This is a genomic window from Bordetella genomosp. 11 (assembly GCF_002261215.1).
GTDB lineage: Bacteria > Pseudomonadota > Gammaproteobacteria > Burkholderiales > Burkholderiaceae_B > Bordetella_C.
The window spans coordinates 2,695,510-2,712,103 of sequence record NZ_NEVS01000004.1; the positions used below are offsets into that span (position 1 = coordinate 2,695,510).

The following is a 16,594-nucleotide window of genomic DNA, read 5'->3' on the forward strand; positions in this document are numbered from 1 at the left end:
AAAAAGCCCGCCGTAGCGGGCCTAGCACTCGCATAGACATCGCCACCTACTGAACGGCAGCGGCGGCGATAAAGAGCTGGTCGATCTGTGCGTCGGTGAGACCCAACGCATTGCCTGCGGCAATCAGTGCAGCGCTGTCGCGCTCAACGGTCGGCGCTTCCTGCCATGCCATCTTTCCGAGGTCCGAATTCGGCAATGCCACGAAGTACGTGTTCACCTGGTCCAACAGGCCAGCATTCGCGAGTGCAACACGCGCTTGGTAGCGCGTGACGGTCTGCGGCACTAACTGCTTCGTTGGATCATGCGAATCGATCACAGCTTGAACTGCTGCCTTATCAGCATCGGACACACCTGGATTGAACGTCAGGGCGTACTCCTCATTCCATGAGAAAGGGACGGCGGAAAGGCCGGCCTCGGCAAGCTCGCTGGCAAACGTAGGTCCGAGCATCTTGTTCATGCCATCTCCAATGCGTTAAGGCTCATATTGTTGACCGTTGATTGCACACCCGACGGGGCGACTCGACCATATATCTGCATTGTCACCATGCTCTCTGCATTCGCCTTAAAGTTCAACGACTGCGAGAAACCGCAAGAATAATTTGCGCCGGGAACTGTGTATGCGGCAATGCGACCGCTGCTGTTACCGTTAAGGTACAGAGTGAGCACCGTACCGGAAACGCCTGTATTGCTCGTTCCATATCCGTCGAAAGAGCAAGCGAATGAATCTCCCTGCCAAGGCAAGAAAGTTATCGTTGCTCCGGCCACCAAGGCGTCGCTCGTGGATGTAAAGGACGATCCCTGCACTAACGCATTTGCACTGATCTGACGTGGATTGAACCAGCTTGCGACACCACGCGCCGCATCCGTATCCGTAAACATGGAACCCGAGGTGGTCACCACCTTTCCAACCAGCGTGCGGGATGAATCGCCATTTCTTACCTCAACGCCACCTGGCCCCTTGACATAGCCCGTCGTCGATGCCTCAACCTTAACGGCCCCGGCGTCGATGTAGGCATACAAGTAATACAGCGTGCTCGCAGCCAAGCCGGTATTAGGAAGCACAATTCCGCTATTGTCGATCCGATACGTTCGCCCACCGACGACAAGGTGATTTCCTTTAAATGGCATCAAGGTGCATTGTGTTCCAGACGTGTAAACAAGGCGGCACTGGCCATGCGCAGGCTGGACGCTGATGTATTTGTTGTAGTCGGTGCCGTCCCACTCCATCAGGCCCTGACCGGATACGTTGATAGGCCCTTGGTCTGTAGAAGGAATGGAATCGTCCGGGAACGTATCGACGCTCTGCTGGAATAGCGTTCCTTCCGTTATCCAGGCAGTCCCCGCCGCATTGCGCCGCTTCAGCAGTCCGTTCGCCGTGTCGGCCCACTTCATGAACGGCCCGGCGAACGCCGCCGGGTCCGTATCCCCGGAAAAATCCGTCGCCACAGTTTGCAGGGCTGCATTCGTTGTCTGGACAAGACTCAGTCCAGGCAGCGGCGGAGTCTGGCTTACCGCGATCGATGCTTGCGTCATTTCAATACCTCTGAGCGATGTAATTCATTACCGCCGCTTTGGGCGTGGTGCCGTTGAAAAAATAGATGTCGAAGCCGGTCAGCGTCACGTTCGTCAGCGTGAAGCGGTCGCCATTGACCGCATCGAGCTGGGTGACCTGGATGTTCGGCTTCGCGTGGAAGGGCTTCGCGAAATCTATGTGCATCCCCGCTTCCGGCACATCGACTTCTTCGGCCTGCTGGACCAGATCCGGGACATCGATGGCCCAGGTGAACGAGGTGACGAACGGCACGATGAGCGGGTTGTCCGTCTCCATCAGGATCCGCACGTCGAAGAACCGCGCATTGATCAACCCGGGCACGTAGTCCACCCACTCGGACCATTCGCCTTCCGTCACCGCGCTGCGAATCTGCGGCTGGATTCGGTAGTGCTGCTGGTTCGATGCATTCAGCACATCGGCCATCGCCAGCACGTCGGCCACGCCCAGGATGTTTTCCTCGAAGTTCAGCGCGTAGGCGTCGATGCTGAAGCTCACGCGCACTGGAGCGGGATATCCGATATCGACGGCGTCGGACTCGGCTGTCTGGTAGATGCCGCGCGCCGCCACCCCGCCATACCACAGCACGTCGTTGACGGCCAGAACATCTGGGGCATCCAGGATGTCACCGATTGCGACCAGGGTCAGTTGGTCGTTGAAGACGAATGCGTCATCCGAAAGCGTCCCGGTCCAGCCGGGCGCCTCGTCCACGACAACAAGAACATTCCGAACCAGCGTGGCGCCCGCTATCGACAGGCTGTCCGCTGGCCCATAGACCACGACGCCCGCCGGCGTCACGAATCGGGCGGCCACAAAATACAGCCCATCGCCGACCGCCAACGATTCAAGCGTGGGCGTGATCGAAACGGTCTTCGAATCCTGCCAGCTAGTACCCAGCCGCACCTCATAGCCCGGCTGACGAATGTCTGTCACGGCCGACCACTTCAAGACCGTCAATCCGTCACGAAACACGCTCGTCAGGCCCGTGAGTGCCGGCAACGCCGTCAGCAGGCCCTTTACCACCCAGTTTCCCGATTTGGGCACGCCAAGGCCCGTAGCGGCCACCGGCGTGACCGTCACAGCTACAACATCGCCGGTATGCGCCTGAATGGTGAAATACTTGTCCTGGACCGTTTGCGACGGCGCCGCCTTGCCATTGATGCTGTAGTCGATGCGCACACGCATCGCGGCTGACAGAACCCAGTCCAGGCGTACCTCGATCACATCCGACGCGACATTGATAATCGTCTCTTCGAACGACAGCGCCAGCACCACACCGCGCAGCAGCGCGCCATCACGCGGCGGCGTGTAGGCGAACGGATTGGTGATCGAGTTGTAGTAGACGATGTTGTCGTCGATCGCTTCGAACTGGACACCGTCATCATTCGTCGGCTTGACCGATACGATCTTCAGGCGGCGGCCCGGCGTCTGGAGCGGGTCGTACTGCCAGGCCCAATCCAGCGCCACGATATCAGTGTTCTCCGCTGGCACCGGGAAGTCATCGGGCAATGGCACCAGGATGTTCAGCACATCAGATTCACCCGCGTCCCAGTTGACCTGCACATTCACCATGCGCCCGTCAGGCGCGCGCAGCGTCAGCCAGGCACCGGCGCCGCTGGTCGGCACCTTCCTGTCCAGCCAAAGATTATTGCGGTTGCCCGCGGTCAGCCGGCCAGCGTACCCCCAGACAGTCAGGTCGTGGGAAAGTTGGACCACGTCGCCGCGCGTGGCGATGTACCCCTCGATGTCCATTTCCCATGTCACCCGGCGGCGATGGAAATGCTGGCTGGCCGCCAGCAGGTTGACCGCCTTCCCGACGTTGCGCGAATCCGTGATCCCTTCGAAATCGAAGGTCTGCGGGTTGTTCAGCAGCGGCGCGCCGGGCACCCGCACGCGGACCTGATCGGCCTGCCAGTCCCGGTCCTGGTTGCTGAAGTTCCCCACTATCTCATCGACCGTGGCATCGACATAGCTAACTTCGAACGTGCCCGCCCGAACGTTGTAGGGGCCCACCATGGCGACCACCGGCAGATTCGCCGCATCCCAGACGACACCCAGCTTTCCAGACTGCCAGGTATAGGACGCCTGGCCGGCGCGCGCAATCATCGTCAAAACGTCGTGCGCGCTCATCTGCTGCGCCAGGACGTACCGGAACTCCCAGCCCGTCGCATCGCAATAGGCCGCCCACGCCTTGATGCTCTCGAGATCGATCTGCGCTTCAGGAATGCAGGCGCCATACAGCTTGTTGCCCGCCGCGTCCCGCTTACCCAGCGCGAACCAGAGGAACCACCACGCCGGGTTCCGGGTTTGCGAGTAAACCCAGGCCGATCCGTTCCAGGCATTGCAGTAGGGCGTACACATGCCGGACAACTCATCGATCGGCCCGTTCAACTGCGATGTGGCCCGGATGCGCACCGCCAGCCGCGCCTGATTGCTGTAGTCGGTCGGCGTGTACTGGAAGGCGCGGATCTGCGTCACCGATATGACGTTGGAATCCGTGTTCGTGTTGATGTCGGCCGTTACCTTGCGAATCCGGATTTCATACTGCCCCGGCGGGAGATCGCCGGTCCACGTCGATCGCAACGGCTTGTTCGAGTTGTTCGAAAGGCGTATGCCTTCGCTAGTCGTATAGCCGATCAACGGATCCGGCGCGATCCCCTGCCAGGGCAGGCCGAGCTGGATCGGATGCGGCAGCCAGCGCCATTCGTAAATCTGGCAGGAGTAGTTATCCCCCGCATCCCCACCGCCCCACGTCGTGCATTCTTTATGCTGTTCGCCGTTAACATGGTCGGCGGGGTTGAGCGATCCGTAAGAGATCTGGACCCACTGTGCTCCTGACGATACGTTTTCACCGCTGTCGGTCTGATAGACACCATATGCCCAGTAATGGGTTGCGTAGACCGGATCGGTATAGTTGCCGAACGGATTCCAGGTAGTGCCACCCACGATGCGATATTCGACCTGCACCACCACTTCGCGGTTATTGAAGACCCCTGTTACCGTGTCCAGGCTGAAGAGAATGGCCGCGAATTCGAGTTCGAAATGGTTGGTGTTGACCGGCGTCGTGCGGGTATTCCAGCCGTCATATTGATTGAGATCGAATCCCTGGATCGTATCGACGTTATCGGGCGCCAGCGTGATCGCGCCATCCCATCCGGATTTCTGAGTCTGGACGCCCTGGAAGCTTTCGATGGGCGTGTCGCCGATCTTCAGGCTCGTGATCGCCATGTCCGGCTGTAGGCCGAAGTGGAATATCTGGGACAGGTATTGATCGTCGCCTACATACTGGGTGGACGCATTGCTGCCCAGGTCCGGGACAACCTTGATCGGCCCGCCCATAACCAGGAGCATGGGCTCCCAGGGACGAGACGTGTTGCGGGCCGCCTGGACCTGGTAGGACGGGGAATCGTCGGTGCCGCTGGCTGTCGACGCCGTGTTTGGCTTCGGGAGCGGAATAAGGGCGTTGACGATCAATGTTCCTGCGATCGTAACGGCGGCTGACGCGGCGACTCCTGCGGTAGCCCCTGCGAAGGTCCCAGTGCCACCGTATGCAGCAGCAGCGGCGCCGCCGGTATAGGCCGCCACGACGGCAACCACAACCAGCGCCACCGTACGCAAAACCTTATTGCCGCCACCCCCACCTTCAGCACGTGCCCGGATGATGACCTGATCGCCACGCCGCGGAATCAGCCGCTCCCATAGGGCGTCCGGAACCCTATGTCCGTTATGCCACACCGCAACAGGCCCGCGCGCCACTACCACGCCAGTACGCTCCACATAGGCCCGCAGCGTCTCTCTTGGCAGGAATTCGGCAAAGCACAGCGCGCGGTCGTCTGCCACCAGAGGGTGCGGAATGCTGACCAGCGCAGGCAGTTGACTCACAGCCATTGGTAGAACCCTTCCAATTGAAATCGATGTGGCTGGGTCATGTTCTGCAAGCGTTCGCGGACAACGAATCTCGCGCCCTGGTCTGCATGCAGGATCCAGACTTGCGATTCGATGAGGCACGCCACACCGATATGGCACGTGCGGCCACGGCCGATAAAAAGCGCAGGTTGTGCATCCAACGGACGCGCGATCCGTACGGCCAGCGAATCGCGGTAATCCATGATCTGCTTGGCCTGCTCGCGCAACGTCAGCGCATGCGAAGTCGGGAGTTGGCAACTGATGCCCAACACATCCTTTGCCACCCTTGCCGCCAACGCTGCGCAGTCGCCGGACTCGACGATATAGGGCAAGTTCAGGTATCTATCAGACCAATGCATTCGTTTGGCGCATAAAAAAAGGCCACCCGAAGGTGGCCTCATTGAGTTCCGATAATCAATAACTTGATTGCGATATATTCCAGCCGCCCCAGCCCCACGCGGACAATGTGAGATGAACGAAGGTTTCCTTTCCTTCGGACACGTCCACAGCGACCTCGGCGTCCGGCTTACTTTCATTTACCTTGCCAGTACCTACAAGCCGCCGGCCGGCGGCGAGGTAGACGTTAAGTACCTCGCCATTCCCGATTGTGGCGATCTGCTTGCCATCCACATAGATGGGAAGACGATAAGCATGCAGGGGCCAACTATCGCGCTTGAACGTCACCTCTCCAGCGCCGGCGTGTGGCGATGCGACCATCTCGTCCGATATTGCGGCGGGCGCAACCTTCGGCGCGGTTTTCACGTCGGGCACGCTAGCGCACGCCGTGATCATTAGCAGGACAGCGAAGCAGAGAAGTCGGTTCATATTGCCTCCATAGAAGGACGCATATTTCACCACAACCCTGGCGCCGTCGCGGGAGTGAACGTCTTCACCACGGCCACCTGCCCCAACGTATCCGCAAAACCCAAGTTCGACGACACCTTGAAGTTGTCGATCTTCATGCCCGACAGATCCATCGTCATGTCGTACTCGAATATGTCGGGCTCCGACCGATACAGCAAAATGATCCGACACTTCGCCCCCTGCCCGCCGCCGCTGACTTCCAGCCATTCCGTTATTTCTCGTCCGACGTTATCGACCTGGATCGTGGCTTGCGGAATCTGCCCCTCGATGTCGTCGGGCAACGTGATGTCGAATGGACACGCCATAAAGGTATTGCCCTGCGCGACAAGATCATCCGTGTCCCGAACAACCCGAATCGGCACGGCCAGGGCGGAATGGGTGATCTCCAGGCAGGCAAGCAAGTTTTCGTCGGCGCTGGTGGCCAGCAGTTGGCGCCGGCCGTTGGCGGAGAATGTGCGGCTCATCCAATGCTCTCCAGTTGGGCCTGCTGCAACCAGACTTCACCCTGCACGGACCATTGCAGGGATGCGGCGACAAAGCGTCCTTGCTTCGTCGCGCCGTCGACCGGGTCCTTGAACGTGAACCAGCCGGAACCGCCGTCCAGGTCATCTGCCACGAAGGCGTCGAAGGCTGCCTTGTCCTCGCGGCCCTGGACCATGACCGTGACAGACCGTGTGACGACAGGCTTTGACCACCGGGGCCGCTGCTTGGCCAAGCCGTCCATGTCAGATCGGATAACGCCGAAGTCACGCTTCTCGGTGAAACCGTCGCGGATCATTCTGGCGTAGGCCGGAAAGTTCGGAATTGCCATCGCGCTACCTCTTGCCAACCAGCGTCTTGATCTGCTGCGTCATGGGTCCGTTCGATTTCACGTCCTTTAAGAACACGTCCGTCACTATCTTGGTGCCGTCGAAGCGGGGATTGCCTTGGGACGCCTGGATAGGCTGGCTGGATTGATTGATGACGTTGACCTCTACCTGGGGCGCGACCACACCCTGCTGTCCTCCCTGCATGGCGCTGAGCGGCACAGCCGCGCGTCCCACCGGGCCGCCATCAGCGTAGCCGCGATACCCCTGGCGCATGGCCTCGACAGCGGACACACCACCGGCGCGCGCAATATCGTCCTGGCTCCACACAATCTCGCCGCGGTGGACAATGCCGGCAGGATCGTACTTGCCGCCGGCGCCGGTGTATCCGCCGGTGTCGAAGTACATGAGGCCATCGCCCGCGCTGCTCACGTCGGCAGCCGTCGCGGCCCCCAGTCCTGACGATCCGCCGGCGCCGAACAGTCCGGCAATGCCCTGCCCCAGCGCGCTGGCTAGCGGGCCGGTGATGCTACTGCGCACCGATATTCGGATCAGATCGGCGACGATGCTGTTCGCCAGGTCGGTCACGCTCAGCTTTCCCGTCTGGACAAACTGCACCAGCGCATCCTCGGCGCCCTTGAACCCGTCTGAGAATGCCTGCGACGTGGACGCCGCGGCGTTGCGAACGCTATCGGCATAGTCTTCCAGCGCCGACGACGCTCCGGTCTTCCAATCCGACTGCAGCTCGTCTAACTGCCGGTAGTAGTCCTGCTGGTCCGCGAGCGCGACGTCCAGCTGATCGGAGATCTCCAGGCTGGCCTGCCGATATTGGTCCGAACCCAGGAGATCCTTCGGCGTAGCCTTGGTCAACTGGTCCTGGTATCGCTGATACTGGCGCACCAGCGTTTGGGCGGAACGAATGCGCTCCTGTTCCTGGCTTCCCCTTCCCGCACCCGCCAGTTGCCTCGCGTATTGATCGCCCTGGCTGCTTTGGGCGGACTGGATGGACAGAAGCAGCTGCCGCGCACGCTCGTCCAGCTGCAGTGACTCGGTTTTCAGCTTGATCTGGTCGCCCAACGCGGCATTCACCTGCAGCTGGCTGCGGATGGCGTCTTCATTGGCCAGCAGGCTTTTCTGGTCAGCCGTCAGCACCGACTTATTCTTGAGGTCGGCGATTTGCTGGTCGAACTTTGCCAGGGCCTGCTGCTGGCTGGTCAGCTTGACGCTGGAATCCAGCTGGTCCTGCATCGCCGCGGCCTGCTCGCGCAGGTTCGCCAGCATCTTCGTCGCGGCGTTGTCCGTGAACGCCTTGCCGGCCGGGTCTTTGTATTTCGCGTTGACCTGGTCAATCAGCTGCTGGGTTTCCTGCGCCGACAGCCCCAACGTAGCCGCGTACTTCTTGACCTGGGCGATATCGGCGTCGCGGATTTGCTTTTGGCTCCGGGATGATTGCCGGAGGGTGTCGATCCAGCTTTGCGCCGCGATCTTGGAATCATTCGAGGCCTGGACCTCCGCCGTCGCCCGTGCATCGGCGGACTTCTTCTCGTCATCCGCGATCTGCTGCAGGATCGGCGCCAACTGCGTCTGAAGGCGCTTGAGCGCCTGAGCGCGCGCATTGCCACCGCCGCCAAAAGCCGCCCCGCCGCCATTCGATGCGAATCCATTCCCGCCTTGCAGCTGGTCGATCTGGTCCTGAATGGCCTTGGCCTGGGCACGAAGATCGGCGACGGGCGTCGGCCTGCCGATATTGAGCATCGCGTCCCATGCGCCCTTAGCCGCGCCCGCCAGGCTGTCCCAGGCCCGCTCCAGCGTACCCATGTTCGCCTTCACTTCCTGGGTGCGCTGGATGACCGCATTGGCGTAGGTGCGCTGCGCCAGCGCTGCGGCCTCGTCCTTATCCCCCTGGCGTTCCAGCGCCGCAATCTGCTCGTAGACGGACGCCGTCAGGTAGTGGTACTGCTCGTTCAGCGCCGCTGAGGCCTTGGTCGGCTCATCGGCCAGGCGCTCGAAGACGGCAAGTGTTCTATCCGCCGCAGTGCCAGTAATCTCTTCCAGATCGAGTGCCGCCTGGGTAACTTCCTTGTACGCGTCCGTGGCGATCTTGCCGCTGGACACGACGCCAGTCAGCACGCGGGCTGCGCTCGCCTGTGTAACGCCAGTCTCGCTGATGCTTCGCGCCAGGTCGGACAGTTCGCCGGCTGTTTGGCCGCTCACGTTGCCCGTCAGAATCAGGGCTTGGTTGAATTTCTGGCTCTCGCCGGCACCCTGGCTGTAGGCCAGGGCAAGCGCAGCCACACCGCCGGCGGTAAGGGTCAACGGATTGACCAGCCCCAGAAAGGCACTTCCCAGCGCCTTCACCGCCGGCGAGAGGCCGCCGAACATATCGCGCAGCTGCCCACCCTGCTGCAGGGCGACCGTCAGCGGAGACTGGCCGCCCTGCAAGCCGACGATGATGTCCGTCAGCTGGGCGGGGACACCGCGAAGGGCTGCGGCCTCCTGCCCCGCGCTTATTCCATACTGATTCAGCTCCTTGCGGGCCGCAGCGGTGGCGGTCCCCACGGAGGCAAACTTGGTCTTCAGTTCGTCCAGGATGGACGTAGGCACGCCTTTCAGTGAGGCGTTGTAGAGGATCTGCTCCTGCCGTGTCTTACCAAGGAGATCGGCCTGCCGGATCAACCCGTCGACCTGGCGTTTCTGTGCCCCCGAAAGCTTGTTGTAGGCGTCCTGGGCGTCTTTGGACATGCCACTGACGCTACGCTTGGCCTGATTGATGGCCGCGTCGAAGTTCGACGTGTCAACCACGATCGACAGCTTCGCAGTACCTAGCGTATCGTCTGCCATGTCAGCTCTTGTAGATATGTTCCAGCGCGATCCGCTCAATGAGGCGGATCACGTCCATTGTTTCGTCCTGGTCCTGCTGCGGAAGGCGGTCCAGCTCCCGGAAAAAGACGAGGTAATCCAGACCCACCACCCCGCCCGGCCCCACGCGCCACTGCGTGTGGTTCCTGACGAACAGGGAGAATGGTTCGGCCAGGTCCGGCCAGAGTCCGACCGGCGGCGGCGGCCGATAGTCCTCAAGCCGCATCCCCGCTTTGGCTCTATCTTCGGCGGATGGAGGCGTCCAGTAGAAAGCCGCCACCGCCTCCTTCAGTTTTTTCGGCGGGCCACCGAAATTGCCTCGCCGTACGCCTCCAGAATCGCGCGCACGGCGCCGGGCTGGTGCTCTTCCAGCAACTTCAGGCCTGCCACATCCAGCGGAACATCCGCATCCCAGCTTTCCAGGATCTGGACGGCGATATCAGCGTCCGGGCCTGATGCTTCGATCACCTTTTGGATGATCGCGGTGTACTCCGAGCGCGTCTTGTGCCGGAAGGTGACGGCGAGCTTTTGCTCGCGTCCCTGGCCAACGATCGTGATCGTCGCATCGATCGTGGGACTGGCTTTCACCTGGAACGTCATACCGTGGCCTCGTAGCGGATGGGATCGGCCAGCAGGGAGAATGTCGCCGTGTTCTGCAAATTCTCGTTGACCGTTCCGGTAGGAACCTTGTTGAACGACGGGTAGGCGTAATACAGCAGGACTGCGCCGTTCGGCAGAATGCCACGCACCACCACCGGATCACGCGCGGCATCGGCCTCGATCAGCGCCTGATACCACGACTTGGACGGGTCGTAGTCCAGGTTGAACGTCAGCGTGATCGCGTTCTTGAAGGTCGGCTTTTGGCGCTGCCGGCTGCTGCGGTCTTCCACGTATTGGTACTGGAAGTACTGCTGCTCGCCGCCCGCAACCTGCACGTCGCGGACCTGGTCCAGCGGCACCCAGGTATCGACGGCGCGCACCGATCCGGCGCCCTGCCCGGGCGGGAATCGCATGGTACTGGTCGTGTCGACACCTTCCAGTTCGAAGGAGTCCGCATCGGCGTTGGCCGAACGCGCCACGGTTTCGTCCAGCTCGCTCCAGCCAGAATTGACGATCAGAATCGAACCGTCGGCCGGCGGCGTGGCTGCACTGGCCACCGCCGGGTTCGCATTGGTGACGGCGGTCACTGCCACGGCCGCCGCCAGGCCGGTTGACACGGAATACAACGTGCCGTTGATGAAGATGGAAGACATTGGCTTTCCTCTTGACGAAAAAAAGCCCGGCGGCGCCGGGCGGTTGAAACTTGGTGATCAGCGTGGGTGCCAGATACCGAAGTCCTGGCGGGTTCCGTACAATTTCAAATCCTCTTCGTACAGGGCCACAAAGGCTCCGTATGGCTGCGCGGGAAATTGGCTCGCGCAGATAGCGGCCTCAACTTGGCGTGCTATTAATGAGGCATTACTGCGGGTTTTGTCCCATACATAGACCTGCACCCGGGAATTCTCTTGGTCGGGAAGCGCCTTTTCGACGTACCAGCCGGCAGAGCCGCCTACCTGCTGGTAGATGATGAGCGGATAGGCCGGCACATCTGGCGACACATCGGGATAGACACGGCCATCCACCAGCGGCGCCAAAAGCGTACGGATGTCGCCTTCAAAGCTCATCGTCGCCTCCCTGACCCGTCAGCAACTCGGGCAGACGCTGCCTGCCGCGCTCGATCATGGCTTGCCGAGCGCGACCCTTCGCTGCCTCGTAGGCAGGACGCAGAAACGGATGCGCCGGGATCCATTTGGGGTTGGGCAGCAAGGCGCCGGAGTACCACTTGCCGTCCTTTTCGTATGCCGCACGCGTTTGCCAATGCCCGAATTCTGGCAGATGGCCGTGAGGTGCCTTGGAGGCGTTCCAAGAGACGGCGTAATGGACCGCTTGTGGCGTGGATAAAGCATCCTGGAAGGCCAGATAGATCGCGTCTCGCAGTGTGCCCGACTTCACTGGCACGCGCGCTTTTGCCTCGTCGCGCAGCTCCTGGCCGCCGGCGACCGCCATCGACCGTGCCAAGCTCTCGCGCGCCGGCCCGACTAGCTTGTCCAGGGCCGCAGTCCAGCCCGACGTGTCGAACGTCGCTTTGGTGCCGTCAGCCATCGCTTCCACCCTGTTCGCAAAGGATGTACGCGGCCTCCCGGTCCTTCAGATCCTGGGTCAGGCCCTTGATGTCGAAAAACTGGCCGTCATGCGATACCCGCATGCCCGCATCGACGGCAAGCGCCCTGGCTTCCGCAAACCTCACCTTGAAGCTATACCGAGCAATATTTGTCGGCACGCCACCTTCCAGGCTCGAACGGATGGCGCCCATCCCGGTCTCGTTGGCGATGTTCGCCCATATCGTGCCTGAGTCCACCCATTCATCCAATGGCTGGCCCGTCTCGTCGGTGCCCGACTCTCGTCGTTGGACGACGATCTGGCGGTTTAGCTCCCCGGCCCTCATGGCATCATCACCAGCCGGTATGGGCGCAGCAGATCTGCGACACCGAGCGGCAGTTCGGCGACCGTAACACCCGTCGCGACCGATTCTCGGTTGGCGTACAGGTGACCCAGCGTCAACCGAACGGCGGCGAGGATGCTGCCGTTGGCCACAATGCCGTTGAGGGTGCGTTGAGCGTTGAGACGGAAGTCTGCCAAACGTTTCTCCGCCACCTGAAGCGCCATCTCCCGCGCGGCGTCGCTCGCCAGGCTGGCGGCGTCGGCCACCGCTTCGTCATAGGCATCCTGCGCCTGCGCTGCGGCGGCGGTCAGACCGGCCACAGCAGCATCGAGCGCGTTCTGATCGTTGTACAGATTCCGATTCAGATGTGCAGCGACCGCATCCTCCGCGGATACCAGCTTGTCGGCTAGGATCGCGTCATCGTAGTCGCCGCTGACGCGACACTGCGCGCGGCACTGCTCCGGGGTCAACAGAGCCACGATCAGGCCTGGCTCTCGCCACCGGTGCTGGCCGGCTTGTCGTCCGGCTTGCTGCCGGCTTTGCCGACTACGCCCAGGGACTTCGCCGCGGACTCCAGTTCCGGCGGACAATCGTCGCCCACCTTGAACTGCGTCGGATAGATATCGCCCCTCTTGACGCCTCGGAATGCTTTCGTGAATTTCGCCATTTCGGCTCCGAAAAGGACGGGGCGACCCACAGGCCGCCCCGAATTGCCACTGCCTGAATGCGATCAGCGCCGCGGCTTACGCGTCGGCCGCCACCACCATCGCCCGCATCGGCTCCGGGTTCTGCACACCGCCACCCACGCGCTTGGTCGTGTAGAACGACACATAGGGCTTGTTGGTGTACGGATCGCGCAGCACGCGAACGCCGATCCGATCGAGGATCAGGTACGTGCGCTTGAAGTCACCGAACAGGATGGCAACCGCGTTCGCGGCGACGTCCGGCATGTCAGGCACTTCGGTCACCGGGAAACCGGCCAACGTGGCAGGCTGGCCTGCGACGAAGGACGGCTGCCACAGGTAGTTGCCCTGCCCATCCTTCAGCTTGCGCACCTGTCCCTGGGTTTTGCGATTCATGGCAAAGCGCGCATTGCCGGTGAACGCCGACGGCAGGTCGTAGATGATGTCGATGATGCCGTCGGAGGTGATCGCCGCGGCCGCGCCGGAGTTGACCGTCGCAATCGCTCCGAACGGATGCTTGGCTTCGTTTGCGCCGCCAGTGACGTACGTCAGGATGCCGAACGGCTTGTTCGTCCCGTCGCCCGCGACGAAGGCGCTCCCTTCCTGCTTGGAGAACTCGGTCTGGACCTCGCCGGCCAGCCAGGCTTCCAGATCGATGGCGGCATCGTCCAGGATTTGCTGGGTGGCGGCCGGATTCGCGTAGATTTCGCCCCAACCGAAGCCCAGGGAGGCGAAGGTGCCCGTGTTGGTGTTGGGCCGCGCCGTCGTTTCACCCACCCAGCCGGAGGCCGTGCCGCCCATGTTGAAGAGCTTGCTGAAGCCGGCGCCCGTGACGGGCTGAACCTGGGCCAATTGGCGCATCGGGGACACTTCGACCAGCTTGTCCGTGATCGTGCGGTCCCATTCGACCGGCGCCAGAAAGCCGCCTTGGTCGTTCGCGCCCTTGTTCAGGGCCGCCTGCACATCGCCCTTCTTGAAGTGCGCCATGAAGGCCTCGGAGTACTCGCGGTCCTTCACGCGGCGGCCATCGCCGGCGCCCATTTCCGCCGCGGCGATCTTGGTGTTCGCCTCGTCGACTGCGGCCTGCAGGCGAGCGATATCGGCATTGATGTTCTCTACCTTCAGCGCCTGCAGCGCGTCATGGGTGCCCTTCTTAACCTCGTCCAGCTGCTTGCCGTGTTCTTCCTTGAAATCGGCGAACGCCTTGTTCAGCTGTTCGATCAACAGCTTGACATCGCCGGGGCCTTCGGCACGAACGGCCATGAGGCCGCGCGGCACGAAGCCAGCGGCGGGCATGAAAAAGGCCGCGAGCGCGGCCATCAGAGTCTTGCTTTGCATGGTTCTATCCTCGCAGGGTGTTGAGAGTGTTTCGCAGCAGGGCTGCAACGTCTTCGCCAGCGCCCGGCGTGGCGGAACCGGCAGCGCCAGGCGTACCGGGGTCGGCAGCGCTCGGCTTGCCGGAAAATAGGGCTTTGAATGCGTCGCGCCGCGACGAGCGGCTATGGCCCGCGCGCGCCATGGAGGCCTCGATCGACGCCATCGCGCGACGGTATTCGCTACTGGCCTGGGCGGACTGCGCCGTCGCGCTGGCATCCAGAAGGCCAGTAGCGAAACCGTCCTCTACGGCTTGTTCGGCGCCGATCCAGGTTTCCTTGTCCATCAGAGCGGCGGCGTCGGCCTTATTGATGCCAGCGCGGCTTGCATACACGCTCGCCATGGCATCGTCGAACGGCGCCAGCATCGCTGCGGCGTCCGCCAGGTCGTGGCGGTTGCCGATGGCGACCGCCCAGGCGTTATGGATCATCAGAAACGACCCTTCGCCCATCAGGATCTCGTCGCCGGCCATCGCGACGACCGAGGCCGCCGAGGCCGCCAGCCCTATGACTTTGACGGTTACCTTGGCTTTGTGCTGACGCAGGGCGTTGTAGATCGCCACGCCCTCGAAGAAGTTGCCGCCGGGGGAATTGACGTTCACAGTCACATCCCGCGCGCCGATGGAGCGTAGCGCGGCACTGATACGCTTGACCGTGACGCCGGAGCCGTCCCAGGCCTCGCCGATCGAATCGTAGATGGAGATCGTCGCGTCATCGTCGGCCGCAGCCGCGCGCACTTGCGGCTGCCAGCGCTCCAGCGCGTCGGGGCGCAGGTCGAAATCGGCCGCGCCCAGCCGGAAGTCAGCCCTGATTTCGGGCAGTTGCAGCAGGCTCATTGGTCGGTCCTTTTTGGGTCATGGGATTGCGCAGCTTGTCGGCCTCCGGGTCGCTGGACCGCGGATAGTCCTGTAGCTCGCGAATTTCGTTTTGGGTGTGCCAGGGCGCCTGTCCGCCCGCGCCAAGCGCCTTGGCAAAGAAATCAGCCTGGTCTTTCAGGGTCCCGCGCAGAAGCGCCCGCTCGTTGAACTTGGCGGTCAGGTCATCCAGTTCGCTTTCATCGAGCAGTACCCGCATGACCGCCTGCTCCCAGGCGGTGAACCAATACTGCAGGCCGTACTGCACGAAGAAAATGCCGAGTTGCTCGATCCCGGATCCCCAGCTGGTGTCGTCCATCATCAAGAGCGGACGCGGCACCCCAAACGCCCGCGCCACCTCCTCGATCTGGGCATTCCGGTTCTCGATGTGCTGCGCCTGAGCGGAGGTCGTGGCGAATTTGTTGGCTTTGGCGCCTTCCTCCAGCAGCATCCAACGTTCGGCGTTCTCCGCGCCGGCGTAGTCCTCGTCCAGGGAGCTGCGCATGCGGTTATAAGCCTGGTCGGACAGAGCCTTGGGGACTTCTACGGCGCCGCCCGCCATGTTGCCAGTACGAAACACGCGACCGGCGGCCCTCTCCGCATCCTGGGCCAACCGTATAGCGTCCCTTGCTAGGCGCATCCGCGAGATGCCTTCCACGCCATCCATCGACAGGTCCCGGAGGTGGAAGACATCACGCGAACCAAGCGTGATCGTGCCGCCATCTGGCCGGGTGTACTGGTACTGCATCTTCCAGGCGGAAGACAGAGTTGGCACAACCGTTCCACGCTCCAGCGGGATCATCGCTATGGGTCTGCCCGCCGACCAAATCACCCGCGCATAGGCGTTGCCCTCAGCCAGCGCATGCAGCTGCATTTGTGACTTGAACTCGAATGGCGTCTGCCAGCCGTTCGGTTTCAGCTTCAGGAGGCGGTAGCCCGGGTGTTCCTTGGCCAGTGCCTTGCTGTCGTCGTTATGCAGCAGGTTCAGCGGCAACATGCCAATCGACGTCGAGATCAAGGAGACACACCGAAGCGCCGCCATGTTACGCAGCTCGTGCATGCGCCGCCCGTAGTCGCCGCTTCGGACGTATTCGAGCAATGCCGGATCGTCCAGGCCTTTGAAGGATTGGCCTGGCGCCTGCTGGGCCAGAACCGACGGGCGAGCCTCGGCCTCCGGCGCGCTTGCTCGCCGGAATAGGTCAAAAAGTCCCATTGGTT

The 16,594-nt window shown here is 62.0% G+C and carries 19 protein-coding genes; all 19 read right to left on the bottom strand.

Features of this window, described 5'->3' with window-relative positions:
* Positions 1-46 precede the first annotated feature (46 nt).
* The 19 genes from CAL28_RS19805 to CAL28_RS19895 all read right to left on the bottom strand — a co-directional run bounded on the left by CAL28_RS19805 (position 47) and on the right by CAL28_RS19895 (position 16,589).
* Positions 47-457: a hypothetical protein gene (locus CAL28_RS19805; protein ID WP_094842948.1), complete on the bottom strand. Its 411-nt coding sequence runs from the start codon at positions 455-457 to the stop codon at positions 47-49.
* Positions 454-1,533 (bottom strand): hypothetical protein, encoded by a 1,080-nt coding sequence (locus CAL28_RS19810; RefSeq protein ID WP_094842949.1) that lies wholly within the window; start codon positions 1,531-1,533, stop codon positions 454-456. Before CAL28_RS19810 ends, CAL28_RS19805 begins: the two co-directional genes overlap by 4 nt.
* Position 1,534: 1 nt before the next feature.
* Positions 1,535-5,437, bottom strand: coding sequence for a host specificity factor TipJ family phage tail protein (locus CAL28_RS19815; protein WP_254926176.1), 3,903 nt, complete (start codon positions 5,435-5,437; stop codon positions 1,535-1,537).
* Positions 5,428-5,787, bottom strand: a complete 360-nt coding sequence (locus tag CAL28_RS19820) for a hypothetical protein (protein WP_254926177.1) — start codon at positions 5,785-5,787, stop codon at positions 5,428-5,430. Before CAL28_RS19820 ends, CAL28_RS19815 begins: the two co-directional genes overlap by 10 nt.
* Before the next feature lie 82 nt (positions 5,788-5,869).
* Positions 5,870-6,280 carry a hypothetical protein gene (locus tag CAL28_RS19825; protein WP_094842951.1) on the bottom strand — a complete coding sequence of 137 codons (411 nt, stop codon included), beginning with the start codon at positions 6,278-6,280 and terminating at the stop codon, positions 5,870-5,872.
* 26 nt (positions 6,281-6,306) lie between these two features.
* On the bottom strand, positions 6,307-6,783 hold the full coding sequence (locus CAL28_RS19830; protein WP_094842952.1) for a DUF1833 family protein: 477 nt from the start codon (positions 6,781-6,783) through the stop codon (positions 6,307-6,309).
* A complete protein-coding gene (locus tag CAL28_RS19835; RefSeq protein WP_094842953.1) occupies positions 6,780-7,130 on the bottom strand; it encodes a hypothetical protein in 351 nt (116 codons plus the stop codon). The genes CAL28_RS19830 and CAL28_RS19835 overlap by 4 nt, the downstream gene beginning before the upstream one ends.
* A gap of 4 nt (positions 7,131-7,134) precedes the next feature.
* On the bottom strand, positions 7,135-9,966 hold the full coding sequence (locus tag CAL28_RS19840; protein WP_094842954.1) for a phage tail tape measure protein: 2,832 nt from the start codon (positions 9,964-9,966) through the stop codon (positions 7,135-7,137).
* Between the two features lies 1 nt (position 9,967).
* The gene (locus tag CAL28_RS19845) at positions 9,968-10,210 is read right to left on the bottom strand and encodes a DUF1799 domain-containing protein (protein WP_094842955.1); all 243 of its coding nucleotides are present in this window, start codon (positions 10,208-10,210) and stop codon (positions 9,968-9,970) included.
* A 62-nt stretch (positions 10,211-10,272) separates the two neighbouring features.
* The gene (locus CAL28_RS19850; protein ID WP_094842956.1) at positions 10,273-10,584 is read right to left on the bottom strand and encodes a phage tail assembly chaperone; all 312 of its coding nucleotides are present in this window, start codon (positions 10,582-10,584) and stop codon (positions 10,273-10,275) included.
* On the bottom strand, positions 10,581-11,237 hold the full coding sequence (locus tag CAL28_RS19855; protein ID WP_094842957.1) for a phage tail protein: 657 nt from the start codon (positions 11,235-11,237) through the stop codon (positions 10,581-10,583). Before CAL28_RS19855 ends, CAL28_RS19850 begins: the two co-directional genes overlap by 4 nt.
* A gap of 57 nt (positions 11,238-11,294) precedes the next feature.
* Positions 11,295-11,648: a DUF3168 domain-containing protein gene (locus tag CAL28_RS19860; RefSeq protein WP_094842958.1), complete on the bottom strand. Its 354-nt coding sequence runs from the start codon at positions 11,646-11,648 to the stop codon at positions 11,295-11,297.
* Complete coding sequence (locus CAL28_RS19865; protein WP_094842959.1) at positions 11,638-12,126, bottom strand: HK97-gp10 family putative phage morphogenesis protein; 489 nt, start codon at positions 12,124-12,126, stop codon at positions 11,638-11,640. Before CAL28_RS19865 ends, CAL28_RS19860 begins: the two co-directional genes overlap by 11 nt.
* Entirely contained in the window at positions 12,119-12,469 is a 351-nt protein-coding gene (locus tag CAL28_RS19870; protein ID WP_094842960.1) for a phage head closure protein, read from the bottom strand. Before CAL28_RS19870 ends, CAL28_RS19865 begins: the two co-directional genes overlap by 8 nt.
* A complete protein-coding gene (locus tag CAL28_RS19875) occupies positions 12,466-12,945 on the bottom strand; it encodes a head-tail connector protein (RefSeq protein WP_094842961.1) in 480 nt (159 codons plus the stop codon). The genes CAL28_RS19870 and CAL28_RS19875 overlap by 4 nt, the downstream gene beginning before the upstream one ends.
* Before the next feature lie 2 nt (positions 12,946-12,947).
* Positions 12,948-13,133 (bottom strand): hypothetical protein, encoded by a 186-nt coding sequence (locus CAL28_RS19880; RefSeq protein WP_094842962.1) that lies wholly within the window; start codon positions 13,131-13,133, stop codon positions 12,948-12,950.
* 76 nt (positions 13,134-13,209) lie between these two features.
* Positions 13,210-14,487 carry a phage major capsid protein gene (locus CAL28_RS19885; RefSeq protein ID WP_094842963.1) on the bottom strand — a complete coding sequence of 426 codons (1,278 nt, stop codon included), beginning with the start codon at positions 14,485-14,487 and terminating at the stop codon, positions 13,210-13,212.
* A gap of 4 nt (positions 14,488-14,491) precedes the next feature.
* Positions 14,492-15,358, bottom strand: coding sequence for a head maturation protease, ClpP-related (locus CAL28_RS19890; protein ID WP_094842964.1), 867 nt, complete (start codon positions 15,356-15,358; stop codon positions 14,492-14,494).
* A complete protein-coding gene (locus tag CAL28_RS19895) occupies positions 15,324-16,589 on the bottom strand; it encodes a phage portal protein (protein ID WP_094842965.1) in 1,266 nt (421 codons plus the stop codon). Before CAL28_RS19895 ends, CAL28_RS19890 begins: the two co-directional genes overlap by 35 nt.
* Positions 16,590-16,594: the final 5 nt, after the last annotated feature.